This is a genomic window from Paraglaciecola arctica BSs20135, from assembly GCF_000314995.1.
In the GTDB taxonomy this organism is placed as follows: Bacteria; Pseudomonadota; Gammaproteobacteria; order Enterobacterales; family Alteromonadaceae; genus Paraglaciecola; species Paraglaciecola arctica.
In genome coordinates this window covers 136481-160047 of record NZ_BAEO01000055.1, presented here as the reverse complement: position 1 = coordinate 160047, position 23567 = coordinate 136481, and the positions used below count along the sequence as shown (strand labels likewise).

Sequence of the window (23567 nt, the reverse complement as noted above, 5' to 3'; positions counted from 1 at the left end):
TGAGTGCCATTTGAAAAGTACCAAAGGGCAAAGTAGAAACTGGATTATTAGGTTATATGAGACTTAAAATGTCTCTTTCAGCAGGTTCAGCATATCATCTACCGACAGTTTAGTAGCGGCTTCATTACCAGATAGTAGTTTGTCTGCTAAGTCGCGTTTGTGTTGGTGTAGCGCGACAATTTTTTCTTCTATGGTGTTTTGGGTAATTAACCTATAGATAGTAACCGGGCGTAACTGACCTATACGGTGGGCGCGATCAGATGCTTGTTCTTCTACTGCTGGGTTCCACCAAGGATCCATATGTATGACATAATCTGCGGCGGTTAAATTTAAGCCAGAACCACCCGCTTTTAGGCTGATTAAAAATATATCGCCTTCGCCACTTTGAAAGGCGTTCACACTTTTTTGTCGCTGCTTTTGTGGTGTTGAGCCATCTAAGTATTGATAACTAAAACCTTTAGCCTCGATGTGTTGCTTGATCAATTGTAAATGTCCCACAAACTGACTAAAAATAAGCGCTTTGTGATTATTAAGTTTCAGCTCTTCTAATAGCTCATCAAGGGCAGCTAATTTGGCGCTGGGTATGTCGGTTTCTGCCATGACTAATTTAGGATTACAGCAGGCTTGACGTAATTTAACTAACTCGGCGAGCATTTTAATTCGCTGCTCACCGGCGTTGGCTTGTTGGCCACTTTGGCTAATATTGTCTACTGCATTAAGTCGCAAGGCTTCGTAAAAATCGCGTTCTTTGGCACTCATTTCAACACGAATATTAATCTCAGTTCGAGAGGGTAGTTCGGTTAACACTTGGTTTTTCATACGCCGTAAAATAAAAGGTTGAATCAAGGTTTTAAGTGCTTGGCTGGCTTTACGTGCCGCGAGCGGGTCTTCCTTTGAATTTTCAATAGGCAGTGAGAATCGTTCGCCAAAGCGTTTTATGTTGCCAAGCAAACCAGGATTAATAAAACGAAATAGGCTCCATAATTCGGTTAAATTGTTTTCAATAGGTGTGCCTGTGGTGATCATTTTAAAGTCACTTTTTAATGCAAAAGCGGCTTTAGTGCGTTTCGCCAATGGGTTTTTCAGCGCTTGGGCTTCGTCAGCTACTATGCTGTGCCAGTGTACTTCTTTAAGTATTTCACTTTCTCTTTGTAAAAGTCCGTAACTAATGATCACACAATCAAACGGGCCTAAGTCGTTTAACAAAATTTCACGCTGCATGGTGTTAGTTGACTCAGAAAATATTTTGACTTTCAGCGTTGGCGCAAATTTTAGCGCTTCTTGTTGCCAGTTAAAACAAACCGATGTGGGAGCGATCACTAAACTAGGTCCATGGCTGGCGCGCGAAAGTAAAATCGCAAGGGCTTGTAAGGTTTTACCCAAGCCCATATCGTCGGCTAAACATGCGCCAGCGCCCCAATGTGCAAGGCGTGATGCCCAGTCAAACCCCACTAGCTGGTAGTCCCGCAATTGTGCTTGAAATGTAGATGGTATTTGCGGTTCAATGGAATTGGCTTGATGCATTTTTTGGGTTTGTTGATCCCAGGCATGAATGGTTTTCATGCGCATACCTGTTGTCGCTTCTTCCATTTGCAAGCTGGCTAAGGGATGAAATTTACCGTCGTCTGTGACTTGATTGATTAACTCGAGTTTGTGGCGTAAATCGTCAGACAAGGCGAGTATTTGCTCGGCACCAAGCTCGATAAAACGGCCATTGCTGGTTCTTACTAGTTCCAGTAGTTTTCGTAGTTCGAGCACTTGCTCATTGTCTATTTGCAAGTCGCCAGTAATATCAAACCATTCATTTTTTTGACTAAACGCTAGTTGCAGATGTTCGCTGTCTAACTTTTTCGATAGCGTGACTTTTTTGCCTTTCGGCCAGCGCAGAACTAAAGCAAACGTGGACTGGCTAATGGCGATTTCTAACTGTTCTAAGGCTGCTAAGGCAATTTGCAAATCGTCTAAAGTTAAGACGTTATCTGTCATATTCAAAAAGGCTGGGCACGCTTGGTCGAGTTGATCCAATAGTGTTTCTTCGCGCAGTAAATCTCGTTGGGTTGCCATGCGTTTGCCGTTTAAGTCTGTGGTTAAACTGGCATTACCAACGGCAGGTTTAAATGCCGGGCCTTTTTCCCCAAAAGGCATCACCACACAGGTAAATGTTAGGCCGTTTTGGGTGGGTTGAATATTCACCACCAAGTTGGGATCACATTCATGGGTTTCTAACCCTGTATCAAGCTCTGTGAGATCAGATTGAATATTTAAAAACGGCGCAATAGCCGATATACCTTCTAGTGCTTTTTGTTTGGCACTGATGGGAATGAGCAAACCTGCCTCACCAATTATTTCGGCCACTTTGATATGATCAATCGAAAACACTGTGAGTTGATATTGAGTATCTGTAATAGACTTTAAATCATAAGCTGGCTGTCCCTCGTAACCACTGATATCGTCGGGTAAGTCGGCAATACTTAAACAAAGTTGCTCACCTAACTGGCTGACCAATAATTCAGGCTCACGTTTGATAATTTCAATGTTTTGGTTTAAGTCGTCTGAATCGTATAAGTTGTCGATACCCACTGCAGCTTCCAGTGCAGGCAATCCCTGCAGTGTATATTCAAGTTTTGAGTAATATCCCCAGCTTTGATAAGCATCAATTGCGCGGCATATTCGTTTATCGCTGTCGCTTAAGTAGTCGAATAAAGCGGTTTCTTCTTTCAGGCGTTTTAGTGAAACAACTCGCCCTTTACTCCAACCGGATTTATTAAATTTTTGCTCACGAGCCGTTAAACTATGCTCATAACTGTGTTCAAACTCCCAAATTAGGCGAACAGGTTTAACAACTTTCTCTTTGGCAGGTGTAGGAGTTTTTTCAGTATTTGGATTAAGTGCAATTAATTTATCTAGCGCTAAGTCCCACTGTGATTTGGTGACTATTAGGCTAGTAACATCAATCAATTTGGCTTGTTGTGCGGGTTTTTTACTACTGAAACTCGCCGCCATTTGTCGACATACTTGTGCAAATAAAAGATAGCCAAGTTGCTTAAAGTTATCTTGATATTTTAATGCTAATTTGGCAAGCGCGGGTTCTTTACTTTGGTTGCACCAAACTTGCGCCAATAAATAATTAAAATAGCACAATTGATGAGCGAAAAAATCGGCCCTATCATCAATACTATTATATTCAATATTGATATTATATTTTTCACCTGTCGATAGGCACATGATTGGTTTAACAACGCCTTGTCCTATGTAATAAAAGTCACAATTGACTTTACGGTCACTTTCTTCAAATTCGACTTGTTGCAGTGCAGTGCTGAAATAACTGACATCAACTTGGTTGGCGTGAACTATTAATGCCAGTTTATAGAAGTACCCCAACACACCATTTAAATATTGTTTTTTGCGTTTAGTGAGTTTGTTTTTAGCCAGCATAGCTTGCTCAAAATAATCGATAGCTTGTTGGTTTTCGCCAGTTAAAAAACAATATGCACCCCATAGCTGCAAGCCATAACTACTGGCGTCTTGAGTAACTTGTATGCGTTCAAAATCCTCAAAACGCATCTGATACAAATATTGCTGGGCAAGTAAATGATGACAGTCGACATTGTATGAGGGGCTGGTTCGATCAGAATTCGCTGCGCAAACTTGCTCTAATAATTGCACTGGGTAAGCACAACTTTGTCCTTGTATTTGAAACGTTCTAATCAGAGTCGCAAAGGCTTGGTATTGCAACGTCTTAGGAAGCTGTAAAAATTTATCCAAATCAAAGGGTAAGAAAAATATCTCAACTAAAATACGGTTTTTTGCATGGTCAATAATTTGTGGGTTTTTATTGAGTTCTAAGTTAGCTTCAAGCTGTTCTAGGTGGTTCAAATAATAGAGATCTCTAATCACTCTGCTTCTATCGGCTTCTTTGTTCTGCCAACTGTAACTATTGATCACAGGCACAATTTCTTCCGCAGCCATCATTATCTCAAGTAATTTTTGGTTTGCGTTAAGCTCAAACGCTGTGCGTAATTGGCCTATTTCAGTCATTAAACGATTGGCGAGCAATCTATTGAGTAGCAAGCCATCTTTGCTAACTGTTAGTAACGAAAGTGCAGTGAATTGCTCTCTTTGCTGCACAGATAGGCGGTATTCCTTTTTTGGATTAGGTAACAGGCCTCTTGTTTCTAGTATATCGATTACTTGTGCAAACTTTGTAATACCAATAGGCTTATATACCACAGCCAATACCATCAATAGGCTTTGTTCGGATCCATGAAGCCTTAAAAAGGCTTGATACAAAGATTCAATTTGTTGGTGGATTTGTGGCTGGATTAAAGCAGCAAGCTTCATAGTATTGTGATTCTTAATAAATATTCATTTTTTAATGACGTGAAATTAACAAAAATAGCATGCTTAAACAATTAGTCTCAAAGATACCGAGTAGAATTCAAATAAAGATTTAGATTTAACACTAACTGCTGAGTATAAATGAGACATTGTTATACCGACCTTTATACAAGCTAAAAAATATTGAGTACTTACCAACTTCAGCTAAATAAGAATTGATATATGCAAAGTAAACATCTGCGACAAGATATGTCGTTTAAAGCAATGAAAAAGGCAATGGACAGTTATTGGCCAATTCCTCCTGCAACTTGGGACGTTATATGTTCAATCAGCACAGATCACAGCTTAATAAAAGGCGAAAAGTTATATTCGTCAGGTGAAGTACCATGCAGTTTTGCATTTGTTTACCAAGGCTTATTTCGCTCTTTTATCACCAATGAACAAGGCCAAGAGTACAACAAAATGTTTTTCGATGAGGGGACTTTCCCTGGGGCTATGACCGCCCTCCTCACGTCAACAGAATCAAGCTTTACCATTCAAGCCTTAGAAGACTCTAGTGTCATTAAAATTAATTTCGCAGCTTTTCGTCAGTTGTTGAAAGAAGATCACGGGTTAGCACTGTTTCATATTAACTATCTGGAACAAAACTGGTTATTGGCCAAAGAAGCCAGAGAAATACAGATAGTTCAAGAAAATGCAGAACAACGTTATCGCCGATTTATTATTAATCATGCCTCGATTAGCGCTAGGATCCCTCAATATCATATTGCTTCACATTTAGGCATCACGGCAACGCAATTAAGCCGGCTCAGAAAAAAAAGCTAAATTATCAACCTATGTAAATGAGTCTGTTGCTAAAACCTTTATAGTCGATGCATGACTTATTTATATGTATTAGCCTTTATATCAGGCACAGCTATGGCTCTTCAAGCCGGCTTTAATGCTCAGCTGGGTAACTTACTTGGCAATGCTCAACTTGCGGCTGTGGTGGCGTTTTTCTGCAGTTTATTTTTTGCTGGCATCACGCTGATATTTATCAATCAAAGCCTTCCGTCGTTGGTAACAACAAAAACGGTGCCCATTTATTTATGGTTTGCCGGAGGCTTACTTAGCGCCGTTGGCATCTCACTTGTGTATTTCCTGATCCCCAAAATTGGGATGGGGGCAATGATGCCCTATTTTCTTATAGGCCAGCTTGTGATGGCCGTTATCGCAGGGCATTTAGGCTGGTTCAACATGCCAATTAAACCCATCACCCTACACAAAATCATTGGTCTATTGGCATTAGTAATAGGCATAATTTTCATCAACAAGGAGGCATAATGCAGCATTTCGACTTAGATAAAGAAAACATCAATAACCTAACAAGTTTATGGAAACTAATGGGTATAGCCCCCAATCAAGAGCTTAACGCACAAGGAATATACCGGTCTCGAAGTTGGCCACACAGATATTGGCAAGATTGGGATTCTAGGACAACATTTAAGGAACGCCTCGGAAACGCACCACTCGACAGAAAAAAACTAGTGGTACCAGTGTTCCAAAACAATTCTAAGAAAGGCATTCAACACCAATCTGACAAAGAAGGTTTAGGACTCAGCTTGCTGTTTAAACAACAAGCCATGTATTTAGATATGTATAGCTACACACCACAGAAGCAGCAACAATTAAATATCACTAAAGTGACGAGTGAAAAAGACACTATTGTTTGGTGCAATATTGCGTCCCAAGCTTTTAATTACGAAATTGATGTTGCCTCGATAATACTTGCTAACCAGCACCCTGAAGTAACTTTACTCTTGGCTGATATGCAAGGGCAGCCTGTCGCTACTGCCATGTTACACAAAACGGAGCATGTAACAGGTATTCATCAGATGGGCGTACCTGAGCAATATCGAGGTCAAGGAGTCGCTCGAAATCTGATGCATCAAGTGTTGGGGTTGACCAAACGAGAACTAGCCTGTCGTTATGCCGTACTTCAAGCCTCATCTGCCGGTGAAAGCTTATATTTAAGCCTTGGTTTTAAAGCGCAATTCACTATCGAAAACTATATGTTTGTTGACTGAATATCCTTGTATAAATTGCAATACAGTAAGACGCGCTGGAGAAAAAGTGTAAACTAATTATGCTTATCAACAACTGTGAAACATATTTATGTCTAGCCACTTTTACAAAAAGATAAAACCTTACGTTGAGCAAGAATTAACATCAGCTAAGCAGGCAAGAACAAAACACAATTACAGAGCTGAATTTAAGCATTTAGAAAATGCCCACGTACTTGGACAGGCATCCACCCTTTTACATACAAAAGTACACCTGTTGATGTTGTTGTGGGCGATCAGGCAAGTTGATATTAAAGAGTGCTTAGGTCAAATATTTCGTATAGTCGGGGCTGCAACAAAAACAGCAATAGGATTTATTCCCACTGGTAACACTGGAGGGACTAACGTTAGCCCTTTTAAAGTACTACCGGTATCATCGAAACTCGCAGCTATCATAGCTAAGGCCAACCAAGCTCAGGTAGATTGATTCAACCTAGTGTTAGCCACACAATCATACCTTATAGTGGTCATGTAATATGGATTACAGTTTTATAATAAAGTCAGGTTTTTCTCTGGATACTTAGGTATAAATTCTACGTTTGTTTTTAATTATCATTTTTCACTTCTGTGAGTTAATGTATCGATTTAATGACGAGTCCAAGATTTCTGTTCTGGGAGCAATCGGTTAATAACCAGATAAATTGGTCATAATGTCTGTGGTTGTAATTGTTGTTTCAAGCTGTATTTGAGAGTTATTTAGATTGAATATTTTACCGTTTTTTTACCTAGCCCGCAGATTGAGTCTGAAATTTATTTTATTTTTTACGATCTTCTTTGCTTTCATGGCAGAAGCCGCTGACAGCCGCTGTGATAAAACGTTAACCGTGCACTTAGATCTACATGCACCTTCGGCTTATCTAGACAATCATGGCCAAGTTATTGGCATGGATGCACTGCTAACCCAGCAAATATTAACCCAAGCAGGCTGCCAAGTACGCTGGCACCTCACCCCCATGACGGGAGCAAGGATCTTAAGAAGCCTGCAACAGGGTAAGTTTGATGTAATGATCCGTGCATCTAAGACCGCTGAGCGGCAACAATACGCCTATTTTAGCAAGCCCTATCGCCACGAAATAGTTGCTTTATTCAGCCGAAAGCATCTTAAATTACCTGCAACACTAAGTATGACTGATGCCTTTAATCAAGGGTTGCATTTGATTGGCCCTGCAAGTGGTTGGTATGGAAGTGAATTTGAGGTGCTACGCACCAAGTGGCAACAAAACGAATTATATACAGCTTATCCTGATGCAGCTCGCGCTACGGAATTACTATTTGCCACCCCCAGTCGTGGTGATTTGTTATTAGTGGATGCCGATATTTTTTTTCGTCATCTTGGTAAGGAGCAACATGATGAGGTGAGCCTGGTTGGTAACAACGTACTTATCAATCCAGCATTGTTGATGTTCAATCAACAATCCATTGAGCAAACAGATTTGAACGCTATCAACCAAGCTATTTTACAGCTGCGACAAACAGGTAAACTAGCAGATATTGAAAACAACTATCGCCCTCGCTCGTTACAAAAACTACTTTTATCTACCGACCTAAACCTTTAGTAAAAGGTATTCTGTGGCTGACAAGTAAGTTTAATATACTTGTATTTTAAGAATTGACTGAGCGTCTCCTAGCATTTTTTGTGAGTAAAATAATTTATTCAACTAAGTGCCAGCCAAATACCCACAGCTATCAATAATGTGCCAGAAATCCCGTTCATCCATCTTATATTATTGCCCTTGTTGAGTAGGGTTTTTAAACTCCTTCCACCCGTAGCATAAATCAACATACAAACAAATTCGCTCAGCATAATAATAGCCACCAGCGCTAACAACTGAAAAGTAATGGGCTTAGTCGTATTGATAAAAGGCGGCAATATAGACAACATAAATGCCCAACCTTTGGGGTTGGCGATGGCGGTGATAAAACCTTGTGATATCAAGGCAAAACGACTGAGTGTTAAGTCTGTTTGAGTGCTAAGAGACAAGTGTTTACCCGACCAATACATTTTGCATCCCAAATACATCAGATACAGGCCACCTATCCACTTAAACCAAGTAAATAAGGCTGGATAATTCAACATGATTGCAGCGGCGCCCATCACTGCCGAAACTGCGACTAATGCTACGCCAAACACTTCACCAAGCATCATCCACATGGTTCTGCGCAGGCCAATTTTTAAGCCCAAAGTCATAGCCAAAGTCATACACATACCCGGCGTGACCGAGATAAAAAACATAGTGGGGATAAAAACGGCTAAAGTAGCGAAAGTGGGCATAGATTCTTATCAAGAGTAAAACTGCCCGTATATTACGGCGCAACGGATATTTTTGAAACTGAATAAAATAGTGGTTTTACACTTTTGTAAACAACACTACTCATTCTGTTGATATTCACTCCACTCAATGCTGTGTGGATCAAAGCCTTTATCTAAAGTAGGTTTTATTATATTAAAATAGGGTGACATATCGAAATCTCTGGGCACAAATAAGGAGTGATGGCGAATTTGTAAGACTTCGTCGTAATAAGCTTTATTGTCTGGATGTTTAGCTTTCTCAAAAAAAATGTCGGGCAAAATAGGGTAACGAATTGAATGGAATGTCTGAGCAATTAACGAGCTACAAATAGCGCGGGTTGGGTCTCCACTACCAAGCACAATCATTTTTCTGCGCCAACGCGCAGGTACCGGAGGGGTTTGCACTAGGTAACGCATCAGATCAAACACGTTTTTCATATCATATTGATGACCAACTTGGGCAGTGGCGAACTCAATAGCACTTTCTATTTCAGCTTCATTCAGCCCTACTGGACGACAGATCCTAGTGTGTAAGTGCGCATAGTGGCTAAGGGGTATCGTTCTTATCCCGTCTAGTACATCCGCTTCAACTAGGGTGATATTGTCACAACTTGGATCGGCGCTATTGCGTTCATCGGCTATACACAGAGCGGCATGGGACCAAGTGGATTGAGTGAGATATTTAATAGCAGTACTAATTCGACTAGAACCATCCACTAACAATACATCGCCCACTCTAATAGTGGAGGCCAAAAACTCTGGTTTACAAGTAGATGGCTGGATAGTCTTACTCGGCTTTTCCAAGTACGCCGCTAATCCTCGGCCAATTTTATTCAATAAACTCATTCAGTACTCTGTCCAGTGTAAGCATTTTTATATTTTGAAAGTTCATTGGCTAAAGCATAACCCGGAGTTATACCAATAGCGCATTTGCCAGCGACTTCCATGGTTTGCATACAGTTCAACAAAAATCTCTTTTGGATTGATTGAGGTAATTATTCCTACAAGAAACACTCCCAGAGGAGTATTTCTTGATCAGGCTTAAATCAAATACTCACTCGCTTATATGGGCGATACTCTGGCATCCAAAAGTTTCTCTCAATACGCTCTGCTAGTATTTCATCTGACACTTCTAGTGCCAGATTTTGTTGCATGGCTATTTTTGCCACATCAAATGCTATTTTTTTACTCAGCTGGGCTATTTCGCCCAAAGCTGGGAGTAAATCACCTTTGCCAGTTACTGCTAGAGGTGACGCCTCAGCCAAAGCAACGCTGGTTGCCATTAACATTTCATCGCTGATCAAACTGGCCTTGGCTGCAATCACGCCTAAACCAATCCCTGGAAAGATATAACTATTATTACACTGCGAAATTGGATAGATTTTGCCTTTGTACTCGACTGGTTTAAATGGGCTGCCGGTAGCAATAATGACCTTACCATCAGTCCATTCAATAACCTGCTGTGGTGTTGCTTCAACTTGGCGTGATGGGTTACTCAAAGGGAAAATAATCGGTAATTCGCAATGTTTTTTCATGCTGCGGATCACTTGTTCGGTAAATAAACCAGCTTGGCCAGACACACCTATTAATATATCGGGTTGGGCGCAATGCACCACGTCTAACAATGACGGAAACTCTCCGCTAAACGACCATTCACTGATTGCATCAGCTGATTGCACAAGACGTTGTTGAAAATCTCGTAGGCCTTGCATGCCTTCGGTAAGTAAACCAAATCGGTCTACCATAAATACTTGGCTGCGAGCTTGTGCATCTGAAATACCTTCTAAGCACATTTGTTTAATAATTTGCTCAGCAATACCACAACCTGCAGATCCAGAACCAACAAAAGCCACTTTTTGTTCTGACAACTTGGTATTTTTACTTTTACATGCAGCCAATATAGTACCTACCGCTACTGCAGCTGTACCTTGTATATCATCATTAAAACAGCAAATTTTGTCTCTGTAACGCTCCAACAAGGGCATAGCATTTGGCTGGGCAAAATCTTCAAACTGCAGCATGACCTCAGGCCAACGACGATAAATGGCTTGAATAAACATATCAACAAACTCGTTGTACTCTGCTTGACCAATTCGTTTATGACGCGCCCCCATATACATAGGATCGGCCAACAATTTTTCGTTGTTAGTACCTACATCTAACATCACAGGCAAAGTATAAGCTGGACTAATACCACCACAAGCCGTGTACAAAGATAGCTTACCAATAGGGATCCCCATTCCGCCTATACCTTGGTCGCCCAAACCTAAGATCCGCTCACCATCAGTCACAACTATGACCTTAACCTTACGTTTGGTGGCGTTGCGCAAAATATCATCCATTTGATGACGTTCGGAATAGGAAATAAACAAACCACGAGAACTGCGGTAAATGTCTGAAAACTGCTCACAAGCATCACCCACAGTCGGGGTATAAATAATCGGCATCATCTCGTCGATATGTTCTTTGATTAATCGATAATACAAAGTTTCATTGTTATCTTGAATGGCGCGCAGATAGATATGTTTATTGATAGGCTCATCAAAACTAGAGTACTGCATATAAGCTCGGTCTACTTGCTCTTTGATGGTCTCGTAGCGTGGCGGAATAAGACCAGTTAAATTGAACGTAATACGTTCATCAGAACTAAATGCGCTGCCTTTATTTAGCAGAGGTGTTTCTAAGAGTGAGGGTCCAGAATGAGGAATGTACAGCGCATTATTTGTAGCTAGGTTAGCCATTAACTTATTGTCCTGTGAGTTTGTATTGTTATGTCAGTTAACTCTGGCAACTTAGGCCAGCGAAAGTGTAGTGTTACTTTAAAAAATGTCTTCAATCTGCTTTTTACTTTGATCACCTTGATCTGCGGATTCAATAATCTCCGCATCTACCACAAAATTTTGAGGCTCGGTGCCTTGTGTAAAGTATTCAAACATAGAAGTATTATCAGTTCTATTAGTAAGTTTACCTGTGCCTTTATCTATGCGCACGGTAAGTAGGTTAGTTGGCATGGGTAATAAATGTTCGGGTTTGCCTGCTAAGGCATGTTGCATAAACCTTATCCAAGCAGGCTGCGCCGCATGGGAGCCTGATTCACCGCCGACTAAAGCATTGCCAATATAATTATATTTTTGGGGATTTTTATTAACCAAATTTTGATTGCGCGTAGTACGACCCAAACGACGATTGTTATCATCAAACCCCACCCATGCAGTGGCCACTAAGTCTGGTGTAAACCCACTAAACCAGGTATCACGTACATCGTTTGTGGTGCCTGTTTTTCCGGCTATGTCACTACGTCGGTTCATTAACACTGCTGCACGCCAACCTGTGCCACGATTGTCCCAAGTACCATTAATTTGTACTGCAGAACGCATCATTTCCGCTACTAAAAATGCATTTTCTGCACTGATCACTCTAGGGGCTGAAAGAATATTTTTGACAGGCTCATCATCCTGATGTGCAACACCAAATTCTGCGGCTAACAGTGCTTCAATATCATCAGGATCGTCAATATTTGAGTTGGATTTGGTTTCTGCAATACAAGGATCACAAGCATTTTTAGGATTGGCTTGCCACAATATCTCACCCATCTCGTTTTCTATGCGCTCGATAAAATGTGGTTGAATTAAAAATCCGCCATTGGCAATGACCGACATGGCGGTTGCCACTTCAAGGGGGGTGTGGGAGCCAGAACCTAAAGAAAGAGTTTCATCTAAAGGAATGTCATCTTTATTAAAACCAAAACGGGTAAGATGCTCTGCAACATTTTCCAGTCCTACTGCTCTGAGTAAACGCACAGACACCACATTTTTTGATTTAGTTAAAGCTACACGCATTCGAATAGGCCCGTCATACTCAGGAGGTGAGTTTTCCGGACGCCAGGCGTTCCCTGAACCAGCTTGCCACTGTGTAATTGGAGCATCGTTAATCACACTCGCCAAAGTGTAACCATTTTCCAGCGCAGCTGAATAAATAAAAGGTTTGATGTTTGAACCCACTTGTCTCTTGGCTTGAGTCGCTCGGTTAAACTGACTTTGATAAAAACTATAACCACCAACCACAGCTTGTACCGCACCATTTTTAGGATCCAAAGCAACAAAAGCGCCACTCGCCTGTGGATATTGGGCAAGTTGCCAATGTAAGTCGTATTCTCTTTGGCGAATTAAAATCAGCGCTCCTTCTTGTAATATGTCGCTGGCTGTTTCGGGTTCTGGCCCTTGTTTTGCGTCATTGATAAAAGGTCTTGCCCAATCTAAGCCGTCCCAATCAATAATGTTGTATTTTCCTTGCTGGTTGAAAATGATGATGTCCTTATCATTTACTTTAACAACAATAGCGGGCTGCATGGATTCGAAGGTTTGTACCTCTTGCAGGTAAGTTAACATTTGTTCTTCAGACCAGGGTGCTGGATCAGCTAGTTGGTTTTTCTCATCTGTTAATTCTGATGACCAAAGTTGTTTGACTGGACCGTGATAACCATGACGTTCGTCATAATCATGCAAATTTCTACGCACCGCTAGTTGCGCTGCCGCTTGCAAATCTGATGAAGCAGTAGAGTATATTTGATAGCCGCCAGTTTCAGCCTCGTCTTTACCGTACAGTTCAATCATTTCACTATAAATAATGTCTGCTAAATAAGGTGCATCTAAGTTAATTTCTGCTCCATATTTTTTAGCGGTAACAGGAGCGTTTACGGCTTCCTCAAACTGCTTTTGATCAATATATTCTTCATCTAACATACGTAACAAAACAATGCGTCTTCTGGCCAATGAACGCGCTGGGCTACTAATAGGGTTAAGAGCAGATGGTGCTTGGGGTAAGCCTGCAATAGTGGCAATTTGAGCTAATGTCAGTTCATTGAGTGACTTACCATAATAAACTTGTGCTGCCGCACCAAAACCGAAGGCCCGATGGCCCAGTTCCACTTTATTTAAATACAGCTCTAATATTTCTTGTTTGCTTAATAACTGTTCCATATGCCAAGCTAGAATAATTTCACGTATTTTGCGGATGTATTTCTTCTCGCGGGTCAGAAAGAAGTCACGTGCCATTTGCATAGTTAGGGTACTGCCACCCTGCCCTTTTTCACCGGTGACAACTAAATTAACTAAAGCGCGCATCATGCCGATAGGATCTATACCCGGATGATCATAAAACCTGCTATCTTCGGTAGCAATAACGGCTTGTTTTAATTGCTCAGGAATTTGGTCAAGGGTAAGGGGAATACGGCGTTTCACTCCATATTGGGAGATAAGTTTACCGTCTTGAGTAAAAATGCGCATAGGCGTTTGCAATCGAACATCTTTAAGGACGTCGACGCTAGGTAAGTCAGATTTGATATAAAAATAAGTACCTAATAGGATAGTGATACCGATAACAAATGTGACAGAAAGGACGATAAATGCGGGTTTAAATAACTTCACGGATAGATAATACCAAGGCAACTTTTAATAAATGATCTACATTTTATACCTATGTACAGTTATTAGAACCATAAAAAACAAAAAATTACGTAATAATGATGCTGTGAACTAATTCCTATTCAATCGGATGTCTAACAATTGAAAAAATTATTTGGCCCTAAAGTACAAAAGATGATTGGCCTTGATATCGGTACCCGGTTTATTAAAGCCGTGATACTCGAAAAATCAGGTGAACAATATAACTTGCAAGCCTATGCCTGCGAGCCCATTCAGGGTAATGCTTTTGCAGAGCGTGATATTAAGGATTTCGAAGCGGTAAGTCATGCGCTTAAGAAAGTGAAGCTTTCATTAAAAAATAAAAACAAATTGGTTGCTATAGCAGTATCGGGCTCGACCGTTCTGAATAAGATTGTATATATGGATCCAGGGCAAACTGATCACGAACTTGAAAGCCAAATTGAATTAGAAGCCGATAGTTTAATTCCTTATCCACTGAACGAGGTATACATTGACTTCGAAGAGATAAGTGACAGCCAAACCACTAATAATAAGGTTGAGGTATTACTAAGTGCGGTTCATAAAGAATTAGTCGACCGCAGGATCACCTTATTAGGTGAAGTGGGATACGAAGCCAAAATCGTTGATGTTGAAAGTTACGCTTTGGGTGCAGCAGTTGCTTCCTTCTATCCCCAAGAAGAAGACGAAACTGTATGCTGCATCAATATTGGAGCCAGCCATTTACAAATGTGTGCCGTAAAAAATGGCAGGGTTATTTATACCAAAGACCACAACTTTGGAATGGATGCGCTGATCCAAGACCTGAGTATGCTTTACAGTCAAGAACGTTCTCAAATTGAACAACAATTGACTGACGGCACATTACCAGATACTTGGAAACAAGATGCATACCCTATGTTTTTAGCTAACCTTCAACAAAATATTAACCGAGCATTACAAGTCTACAGCAGCGCATCTGGCGCAGCGCGCCCGAGTTCATTACTGATATGCGGAGGCGCAGGACATTTAACATCATTACCAGAAGACTTAACCGCTGATTTAGGTATAGAGGTGACGAGTTTCAACCCATTTACCGACATGACTTTAGCTGAAAACCTCAATCGAGGAGATTTAGAACATATCTCGGGACAACTTATTATTGCAGCGGGTTTAGCCAGCAGGAGTTTTAAACCATGGCACATATAAATTTATTGCCTTGGCGCGAAAGTCGCAGAGCTGAGCATAAAAAGAATTACCTGACATTACTTGCAGTGCTTGGATTAAGTGCCATTGCCTTAATGTATGTTGCCGGCAATGTGTTGGATAAAGTGACATCTAACCAAAATTATCGGAATAATTTTATCGAACAACAAACAGCTTTGTTGGATCAGCAAATTGAGAAAATTAAGAATATCAAAAAAGACAAGGAAGCTATCGAACAGAGAATGGCGTTAATTGAACAACTTGAGTCAAGCAGAAACGCCGTACCAATAGTTTTGGATGAATTGGTTCGATTGGTGCCCCATGGCTTATCTTTTCGCAGTTTTTCTCGTCAGGGCAATCTAATTGAAATTTTGGGGGTCAGCGAATCAAACAATAGATTGGCCGATTTTATGCGTCAGTTACAAGAATCAACTGTTTTTAGTAGCGGCGAATTATCTTCAATCAAGGCTGATACCTCTGCTTTAGAAGCAGTCAGTGATTTTAAACTCACTTTTACTATTAATCCTAGCGTTGCACCGGATTTCTCAGTTATTAAAGAGGAGTCAAGCAAATGAAATTTGATGTTAATAAGCTAAAAGAAATTAATGACTTAGATTTCGAACAAGTCGCGACTTGGCCCTTTGAAGTAAAATCTTTAGTCGCGATGTTTGTAGTGATAATAAGTTTAGTAGGTGGGTATTATTTTTTAGTGAAAGATAAGTTGCCGATACTCGAAGTAGCACAAGATAAAGAGTTAAAATTAAAACAGGTATACCAAGGTAAATATCGTATTGCCGTTAACCTAGAAGCCTACGAAGAACAATTGGAACGTTTACAAAGTGATTTTTCTTCGATGTTGAAATCGCTACCTACCAGTAATGAAACACCTGGGTTATTAGATGACATCACATTAGTAGGCACATCAGCAGGACTCACTTTTAGATTGTTAAATTGGCAAAGAGAAATTCCAAAAGAATTTTATTCAGAGTTACCTATTGAAATGGAAGTGTTTGGCGGATACCACAACTTTGGTCAATTTGCCTCAGAAATCGCCGGATTGCCGCGCATTGTTACTGTGCATGATTTTGAAGTCACCCAGGAAGGCAATACACTTAAGCTCAAGGTACAGGCCAAAACCTATAGAACATCAAATGAACAAGATGCAAAATCGAAGGGGCAAGCACAATGAAACATCTTAAAATTGTGTTAGTCGCTGCGCTGTTAAGTGGTTGTGAAGCTAAAGTAGACGATTTACAGGTATTTATTGCCGAAGTGAAACAAACAACTTCTGTTAATATTGAGCCTTATCCAGAATTTGAAAGTAAACCTACTTTTATCTATTCTGCCGACACCTTACGTAGCCCATTTCAGCAACCAAGAAATACCGGTGCTGGTGTGCAAGTAAAAGTCGCGGCGCAACCCAATTGCGCGCAACCAGACTTTAACCGCAGCAAACAACCTTTGGAAAAATTTGGTATCGATGCATTATCTGTTACGGGTGTGTTTCAATCGAATGGAAAAAAATGGGCACTTATTCAGTCTAATACCGGTGGTTTGTTTAAAGCTACAATTGGCGATTACCTAGGATTGTTTTTTGGGAAAATCGATTCTATTCAAAATGGCACAGTTTCTTTTACTGAAATGCTGCCCGATGGTGCTGGCTGCTGGCAGAAAAAGCAAGCCACACTCACCATGCTTTCGAAGGCAGGAGAAAATAATGTCTGAGCGTTTTATTTTTAACAAAAAACTTAATCGAACTAATTCGGCGTGGTATTGGTTACTTGCGATAGCTCTTAGCCTGTTTGCATTTGAATCATTAAGCCAAGAAGAAGCAGTTGTATTGGTAGACCCAGCACCTCAGGTAGACAACGTTTTTCGCTCTGAATTGCTAGATCTGCAGTTTTCACGCCTGCCCAGTGGCGGAGCAAAAGCGTTAATGACCTTTAGCAATAAAAACTTCCAGCTACAGTTAAGTGAAAAAGGCAAAACCTTAAGCTTAGTTTTACCCAGAACAAAACTGGGCGACGAACAATTGTTCAAACTAGATGTGGTGGATTTTGCAACACCAATTAATGCCATTGAAACTTTCCAAGATGAAGAACAAACCAGAGTGGAGTTTTCATTACAGGACAGAATCACTTTTCGCCATCAAAAAAATGCCAATAGTTTAAGTATTGAAATCGAAAAGCGCATGAAAGATGCACCTGTTGAAGATAAGGAAACTAATTTTGCAGGCGAACCTATCTCTCTTGATTTTCAAGACGTCCCCGTGCGCCAAGTATTACAAATCATTGCCCAAGTTAACGGTTTTAATCTTGTTACAACAGATACTGTGACAGGCAACGTAACTATAAGTTTATCTGGCGTTCCTTGGGATCAAGCTTTAGATATGATTTTAAAAATTAAAGGCTTGGATAAAAGACTTGAAGGAAACATCTTACTTATTGCGCCCACTGAAGAGCTCACTGCTCGTGAAACTCAGCAATTACAATCTAAACAACAAGTGGCTGAACTCGCACCTCTAGTCTCCACAAACGTACAAATAAATTATGCTAAAGCGCAAGATCTCGCCATCATTCTTAAAGGTACTGAAAACAGTATTTTAACCCCCAGAGGCAGTGTTGCGGTTGATGAAAGAACCAACACACTTTTACTTCGAGATACACAAACATCAATCGATGAGGCCAAATTATTAGTTAATGCCTTGGACATTCCTATCAAACAAGTACTTATTGAATCCCGCATGGTGACCGTAAGAGACAACGCCAGTGAGTCACTTGGCGTGCAATGGGGACTAAGCGATACAATAAACAATGGTGCAGTATCAGGTTCATTGAAGGGCGCTGACTCTATCGCCAGCGGTGTGGTGCCATCTATAGCAGACAGGCTTAATGTGGCGCTTCCCGTAACCAATCCAGCAGGAAGTATCGGCATACAAATCGCACGTTTATTAGACGGTACTATTATTGATTTAGAGTTGTCGGCACTTGAGTCAGAAAACAAAGGGGAAGTTATTGCGAGCCCACGTATTACTGTTGCCAACCAACATGAAGCATATATTGAACAAGGTACTGAAATTCCCTACGTTGAGGCAACTTCAAGCGGTGCCACCTCGGTTGAGTTCAAAAAAGCAGTATTAAGTTTAAAAGTCACGCCCCATATCACGCCAGACAATAGAATTATCATGGATTTAGTTGTAACCCAAGATACCCGTGGGGATACTGTCTCAACGTCTACCGGTGATGCTGTGGCAATTGACACCCAAGAAATCAGTACTCAGGTGTTAGTTGAAAATGGCGAAACCATAGTATTGGGCGGGATTTTTCAACAAAGCAGTTCAAACGATGTGCGAAAAGTACCACTTTTAGGGGATTTACCTTTTGTCGGTTACCTTTTCAAAAACACAGCAGAAATATTAGAAAAACGTGAATTACTCATCTTTGTAACACCTAAGATTTTAACTGATGAATTGAGAACCAATTAAAATTTAGCGATGCGGTCACTTAATTCCATAAAAAAAACAGTCTAATCCCTTGATTAGGCTGTTTTTTTTATTATTACTGCCCCATAACCTTTACAAAGCTTGCAAAATTCATCGTAAAACTGAGATAATCGCTGCCTCGAAATTTTCGACGAGGTCTGGTTAATCCATAAAAGGGTAGCCGCACGAACTTTCTACCCCTTAAACATAGTTGTGAAATAAGCAAAAATGGCTGAAAAACGTAATATATTCCTTATAGGTCCCATGGGTGCTGGTAAAAGCACTATCGGCAGACATCTAGCAGAAGAACTTCATTTAGAATTTTTTGACTCTGACCAAGAGATCGAAAAACGCTCGGGCGCAGACATCGCCTGGATATTTGATCTTGAAGGGGAAGAGGGTTTCCGTCTGCGTGAAGAAAACATCATTAACGACTTAACTGATAAACAAGGCATTGTTTTGGCAACGGGCGGTGGCTCGGTAGTCAGTAAAAATGTTAGAAACAGACTATCAGCACGAGGCATAGTGGTATATTTGCAAACCACCATTGATAAACAAGTCGCAAGAACCCAGCGTGATAAACGTCGCCCCTTGTTGCAAAAAGATGATCCTGAAACAGTATTACGTAATCTAGCTGAAGAACGTAATCCATTATATGAAGAAGCAGCTGATTATATTGTTGATACAGATGATCAAAGTGCTCGTGCTGTAGCGAATCAGATCATTGGCAAAATAGGTCTGTAAGCCTTCTTTCTAATATAACAATAATAGGGTTAGCAACTTATGGCGACACTAACAGTTGAGTTGGGTGAGCGTAGCTACCCTATATTGATTCAGGCTAATCTGCTTGATCATCCTGAAGTTTTAACCAAACATCTGGTCACGAAAAAAGTAGTAGTGGTGACCAATGATGTGGTTGAGCCACTTTATTTTCCTATTGTCAGCCAGGCCTTAACAGGCTATGAAGTCAGTAAGATAGTTGTGCCTGATGGCGAGCAACACAAAAACTTGCAGAGTTTTGAAATGGTAATTTCGAAGCTATTAGAAATGTCTGCAGCTCGTGACACTACATTAATCGCATTAGGCGGTGGTGTCATAGGCGACTTAACTGGTTTTGTTGCTGCCAGTTATCAACGTGGCATACCCTTTATCCAAATCCCTACTACCTTATTATCTCAAGTGGATTCGTCAGTAGGTGGAAAAACTGCAGTCAATCACCCTCTGGGTAAAAACATGATTGGCGCGTTTTACCAACCTAAAGCCGTACTGATTGACACTAATAGCTTAAGCACTCTACCTAATCGCGAATTTGCAGCAGGTATGGCTGAAGTGATCAAATACGGCGTGATTTACGATCCAGACTTTTTCCTGTGGTTAGAAGAAAATCAACAAGCCATCAAACAAAAAGAACTCACGGCATTGCAATACATGATTGCTAGATGTTGTGAGATCAAAGCGGAAATAGTCGCTATTGATGAAAGAGAGTCCGGCTTAAGAGCGATACTCAATTTAGGCCATACATTTGGCCATGCTATTGAAGCTGAAAAGGGTTATGGCAACTGGTTACATGGCGAAGCTGTATCAGCAGGCATTGTTCTTGCTTCTGCAGTAGCAACTAAGATGAATTGGCTCGAAGCGTCAGAATTCAGTCGCATCGGATCTCTGCTACAAGCATTTGATTTACCTACAGTTGCACCTAGTGATATGACATATGACGACTTTATTCGACATATGCGTCACGATAAAAAAGTGCAAGCAGGTCAACTGTTTTTTGTCATTCCAAAGGGTATTGGCAAAGCTGAGGTCACCAATAAAATCTCTGAAGAGGTGCTGCGCTCCATTCTTTCTTAGGATTAAATTTTTGCTTGTTAGATCGGCGTTTTTTGCATCGATATAACAAGCATCACAACCTAGGTATAAAAAATGGCAGCGTCAGAACTGAACAACCGCTTAGACTATCTAATTAGTTATTCTTCACAACTTGTGTTTGTTTGTAGCGACAAGATACAGCAACAATCAAAAGTTGTTGAAAGTTTTTTAGCCCATCAAAATGAACAAGCTGATTTGGCTTTGCTCACTGCAAATGAATTAACCCCTTTAGTTATTTACCGAGAGAAGTTATTTCGTCAACTGATTAGTCAAAGCCAAGAAGCAGACTTTAATCGACCTCTTAATCAGTTACTAGCACCACTGAATAATCATAGTGGTCCAATATTAATTAGTATTTTTCAAGCAGAAAGACTACCAAATAAGCTAGTTAAAGAGCTGTGGGATTTAGTATTACAAAGTCGCTTTGCTAATAACAAACAACATCTCAATGTATTGCTAATGGGTCTCTCAGATTGGGCCGAGTCTACTAAGCTAGGCTTAGGAGCTAGATCCAAAGAACAACCTATAGTGCTAAATAGTCAAATTGCCATTGAGCATGATGACATTGAAGAAACTGATGAATTTTCTGATTTAGAGGCGTTCATTCAAGATAAACGTAAAAAGTTTGCGCAACGCCTAGAGGATCGTCATCACCACACTTACGAGTCTAAACCTATTTATAAAAAGTGGTGGGCAGCTGCTTTATTTACTCTGGTTTTTCTAGCTATTTTTTCTGGGATATTAGGTTGGCAATATCCTGAACAAGTCCGTTCAATAATGTCCTACTTTAAAGCTCCGCTATCAAGTCAGGCGCAACCTGATAAAGCATCTGCTGCTATTGAATTAGCAGAGCCAGTTCCAGAAAAAACTAGCCCAACAGAACCACAAGCTGTTGAAGTGCTAGCGTTACCAACAAAGATACCTACTATGGTTGAAGAAATCAGCTCTAAAGATGCATTAGTCACTGATTGGGCGACTGCTAGTGGCAAACTTGAAGAGCAGTCAAACAGAATACTTTTACAATCCAACAATATTAATGAAGCAATTGATATACAGACTAAACAATCTAAAGCGCCAGAGCAGCCGACTCAAGCGACTGAATTAGATATTCAAGCTAACAATACTGTTAATGACTATAAAATCGAAGATAATGTTGAACTAGCGCCCATGGTGGAACCGCAAGAGTTACTGTTGGGTAATGTTAAACAAAGCCAAACCGATGAACTTTTTAGTCCTGTACACGATTTAATTTTGGCATTACCTACAGAAAATTTTGTAATTCAAATTGCAGCTATGGCAAATCTTAGTATTTTACGAGAATACGTCAGGGATGAGCAGCTTGGCCAACAGCTGTGGTTATATAAAACTCAACGTTATGGTGGAGATTGGTATGTGTTATTAAAAAACCAACATTTCGCCTCGATTGAAGATGCCAGAGCAGAAATAATCAATTTGGCAGACACTATGTTAAGAAATACCCCTTTTGTTAAGAGTATTGCACAAGTTAGGAAAGAAATAACGCTCTCTAGGCCTTAAGCTATTTGTTGTTTTTGCCCAGTGCCGTTACAATTCGGCCTGATAAATTAGCGGCTCTGACTTGGTTGATACATTGGCAGTAACAAAAGATAAAAAAAACAGAGCCTTTTTGAAATGGGCCGGAGGCAAATACAGCCTTATCGAAGATATAAACGCTAAACTTCCAGAGGCTAAAAAACTTATTGAGCCTTTTGTTGGCGCAGGTTCGGTATTTCTCAATACGAATTATTCTAAATATTTGCTCAACGATATTAATCCCGATCTAATTAATTTATACAATATCGTAAAACACCAATCGACTGATTACATAACAGATAGTGCTAAGTTGTTCACTCCAGCCTACAACGATGAACAACGTTATTACGTGATGAGACAAAAGTTTAATGACAGCGAAGATATCTATGAACGCGCTGTGTATTTCCTATATTTAAACAGACACGGCTACAACGGCTTATGCCGCTATAATAATAGTGGTAAATTTAATGTGCCTTTTGGCAGATACAAAGCCCCCTACTTCCCAGAAAAAGAATTGCTGTACTTTGCACAAAAGTCTCAATTGGCGACTTTTACTTGTGACTCTTTTGAAAAGGTGTTCGCCAGAGCGCGAAAAGGCTCAGTAATATATTGTGATCCGCCTTACGCGCCCATTAGCAAGACAGCTATGTTCAATAGTTATGCTGCCGGTGGGTTTACCTTGGATAACCAGCTCAAACTAGCGTCATTGGCACGCCGTACAGGTCACACTCGGGATATTCCGGTGTTAGTGAGTAATCACGATACTGAATTTACTAGAGATATTTATCAAGGCGCTGAAATGACAAAACTTCAAGTCAGTCGTTTTATCAGTCAAAATGGTAGCACTAGATTAAAAGTGGCTGAACTATTAGCTCTTTATCAGGCTAACTAACCTGATGTGAACTCTGGATAGCTAATTCATTTTAGGTTTTGGATTTTATGCTTTGTTATTTTGTGAGCGTGATAGTAGCTCAAGTAAATCAATAAAGTGGAACTGGTATGAGCTTGAACGCCCAGTGAACCATTCAGACCAACTTACACCTTGTGACTGCTCGGCAGCGCATCTGTTTACTGGATGGCTTACAGGAAAATCGTGATCTAGAACAACATTATCTAAATCTCCACAAAACACATTTCTTTCATCTAACCTAATCATAGAAACATTTAATATAGCAACGACCGCTAAACCGGTTAAGGTCACCCCTGTTAGGGTACATAACGATTTTGACTTCCTATTCATAGTGTTATCCGCATTGAAATATTTTGTGACATTATACCTGCGATGGAAATATCAACAACTGCGCTTTAAC

The 23567-nt window shown here is 40.4% G+C and carries 20 protein-coding genes; 14 read left to right on the top strand and 6 right to left on the bottom strand.

What is annotated here, in order from left to right; translation table 11 throughout:
• Nucleotides 1-63: 63 nt before the first annotated feature.
• On the bottom strand, nucleotides 64-4341 hold the full coding sequence (locus tag GARC_RS17805; RefSeq protein WP_007622766.1) for a DEAD/DEAH box helicase: 4278 nt from the start codon (nucleotides 4339-4341) through the stop codon (nucleotides 64-66).
• Between the two features lie 219 nt (nucleotides 4342-4560).
• Between GARC_RS17805 and GARC_RS17800 the strand changes: the two genes are divergently transcribed.
• The 5 genes from GARC_RS17800 to GARC_RS17780 all read left to right on the top strand — a co-directional run bounded on the left by GARC_RS17800 (nucleotide 4561) and on the right by GARC_RS17780 (nucleotide 7996).
• Nucleotides 4561-5163 carry a Crp/Fnr family transcriptional regulator gene (locus GARC_RS17800; RefSeq protein WP_007622765.1) on the top strand — a complete coding sequence of 201 codons (603 nt, stop codon included), beginning with the start codon at nucleotides 4561-4563 and terminating at the stop codon, nucleotides 5161-5163.
• Nucleotides 5164-5214: 51 nt separating this feature from the next.
• The gene (locus tag GARC_RS17795) at nucleotides 5215-5661 is read left to right on the top strand and encodes a DMT family transporter (protein WP_007622764.1); all 447 of its coding nucleotides are present in this window, start codon (nucleotides 5215-5217) and stop codon (nucleotides 5659-5661) included.
• Nucleotides 5661-6404 (top strand): GNAT family N-acetyltransferase, encoded by a 744-nt coding sequence (locus GARC_RS26035; protein WP_007622763.1) that lies wholly within the window; start codon nucleotides 5661-5663, stop codon nucleotides 6402-6404. Before GARC_RS17795 ends, GARC_RS26035 begins: the two co-directional genes overlap by 1 nt.
• Nucleotides 6405-6492: 88 nt before the next feature.
• Nucleotides 6493-6867, top strand: coding sequence for a DUF3703 domain-containing protein (locus GARC_RS17785; protein WP_007622761.1), 375 nt, complete (start codon nucleotides 6493-6495; stop codon nucleotides 6865-6867).
• A gap of 355 nt (nucleotides 6868-7222) precedes the next feature.
• Nucleotides 7223-7996: a substrate-binding periplasmic protein gene (locus GARC_RS17780; RefSeq protein WP_007622754.1), complete on the top strand. Its 774-nt coding sequence runs from the start codon at nucleotides 7223-7225 to the stop codon at nucleotides 7994-7996.
• Between the two features lie 98 nt (nucleotides 7997-8094).
• Here GARC_RS17780 and GARC_RS17775 read toward each other — a convergent pair whose 3' ends face one another.
• The 4 genes from GARC_RS17775 to GARC_RS17760 all read right to left on the bottom strand — a co-directional run bounded on the left by GARC_RS17775 (nucleotide 8095) and on the right by GARC_RS17760 (nucleotide 14156).
• A complete protein-coding gene (locus GARC_RS17775; RefSeq protein WP_007622751.1) occupies nucleotides 8095-8712 on the bottom strand; it encodes a LysE family translocator in 618 nt (205 codons plus the stop codon).
• A gap of 96 nt (nucleotides 8713-8808) precedes the next feature.
• The gene (locus tag GARC_RS17770; RefSeq protein WP_007622749.1) at nucleotides 8809-9576 is read right to left on the bottom strand and encodes a YiiX/YebB-like N1pC/P60 family cysteine hydrolase; all 768 of its coding nucleotides are present in this window, start codon (nucleotides 9574-9576) and stop codon (nucleotides 8809-8811) included.
• A 200-nt stretch (nucleotides 9577-9776) separates the two neighbouring features.
• Nucleotides 9777-11471, bottom strand: a complete 1695-nt coding sequence (locus tag GARC_RS17765; RefSeq protein WP_007622745.1) for an NAD-dependent malic enzyme — start codon at nucleotides 11469-11471, stop codon at nucleotides 9777-9779.
• A gap of 78 nt (nucleotides 11472-11549) precedes the next feature.
• Nucleotides 11550-14156, bottom strand: a complete 2607-nt coding sequence (locus GARC_RS17760; RefSeq protein WP_007622743.1) for a penicillin-binding protein 1A — start codon at nucleotides 14154-14156, stop codon at nucleotides 11550-11552.
• Nucleotides 14157-14294: 138 nt separating this feature from the next.
• Here GARC_RS17760 and pilM point away from each other — a divergent pair, with 138 nt between their 5' ends.
• From pilM to GARC_RS17715, 9 genes are all read left to right on the top strand, one after another.
• Nucleotides 14295-15359 carry a type IV pilus biogenesis protein PilM gene (pilM, locus tag GARC_RS17755; RefSeq protein WP_007622741.1) on the top strand — a complete coding sequence of 355 codons (1065 nt, stop codon included), beginning with the start codon at nucleotides 14295-14297 and terminating at the stop codon, nucleotides 15357-15359.
• Nucleotides 15347-15931, top strand: a complete 585-nt coding sequence (locus GARC_RS17750) for a PilN domain-containing protein (protein WP_007622739.1) — start codon at nucleotides 15347-15349, stop codon at nucleotides 15929-15931. The genes pilM and GARC_RS17750 overlap by 13 nt, the downstream gene beginning before the upstream one ends.
• The gene (locus GARC_RS17745; protein WP_007622737.1) at nucleotides 15928-16545 is read left to right on the top strand and encodes a type IV pilus inner membrane component PilO; all 618 of its coding nucleotides are present in this window, start codon (nucleotides 15928-15930) and stop codon (nucleotides 16543-16545) included. The genes GARC_RS17750 and GARC_RS17745 overlap by 4 nt, the downstream gene beginning before the upstream one ends.
• A complete protein-coding gene (locus GARC_RS17740; protein WP_007622735.1) occupies nucleotides 16542-17081 on the top strand; it encodes a pilus assembly protein PilP in 540 nt (179 codons plus the stop codon). The genes GARC_RS17745 and GARC_RS17740 overlap by 4 nt, the downstream gene beginning before the upstream one ends.
• Nucleotides 17074-18840, top strand: a complete 1767-nt coding sequence (locus tag GARC_RS17735) for a type IV pilus secretin PilQ (RefSeq protein WP_007622733.1) — start codon at nucleotides 17074-17076, stop codon at nucleotides 18838-18840. Before GARC_RS17740 ends, GARC_RS17735 begins: the two co-directional genes overlap by 8 nt.
• A 225-nt stretch (nucleotides 18841-19065) precedes the next feature.
• Nucleotides 19066-19581 (top strand): shikimate kinase AroK, encoded by a 516-nt coding sequence (aroK, locus tag GARC_RS17730; protein ID WP_007622732.1) that lies wholly within the window; start codon nucleotides 19066-19068, stop codon nucleotides 19579-19581.
• Between the two features lie 39 nt (nucleotides 19582-19620).
• Nucleotides 19621-20688: a 3-dehydroquinate synthase gene (gene aroB / locus GARC_RS17725; protein ID WP_007622730.1), complete on the top strand. Its 1068-nt coding sequence runs from the start codon at nucleotides 19621-19623 to the stop codon at nucleotides 20686-20688.
• Nucleotides 20689-20760: 72 nt separating this feature from the next.
• A complete protein-coding gene (locus tag GARC_RS17720) occupies nucleotides 20761-22242 on the top strand; it encodes an SPOR domain-containing protein (protein ID WP_007622728.1) in 1482 nt (493 codons plus the stop codon).
• Between the two features lie 73 nt (nucleotides 22243-22315).
• The gene (locus GARC_RS17715; protein ID WP_007622726.1) at nucleotides 22316-23149 is read left to right on the top strand and encodes a Dam family site-specific DNA-(adenine-N6)-methyltransferase; all 834 of its coding nucleotides are present in this window, start codon (nucleotides 22316-22318) and stop codon (nucleotides 23147-23149) included.
• A gap of 45 nt (nucleotides 23150-23194) precedes the next feature.
• On the opposite strand, the gene GARC_RS17710 is transcribed toward GARC_RS17715, so the two are convergent.
• Nucleotides 23195-23497, bottom strand: coding sequence for a hypothetical protein (locus GARC_RS17710; RefSeq protein WP_039989973.1), 303 nt, complete (start codon nucleotides 23495-23497; stop codon nucleotides 23195-23197).
• Between the last annotated feature and the right edge of the window lie 70 nt (nucleotides 23498-23567).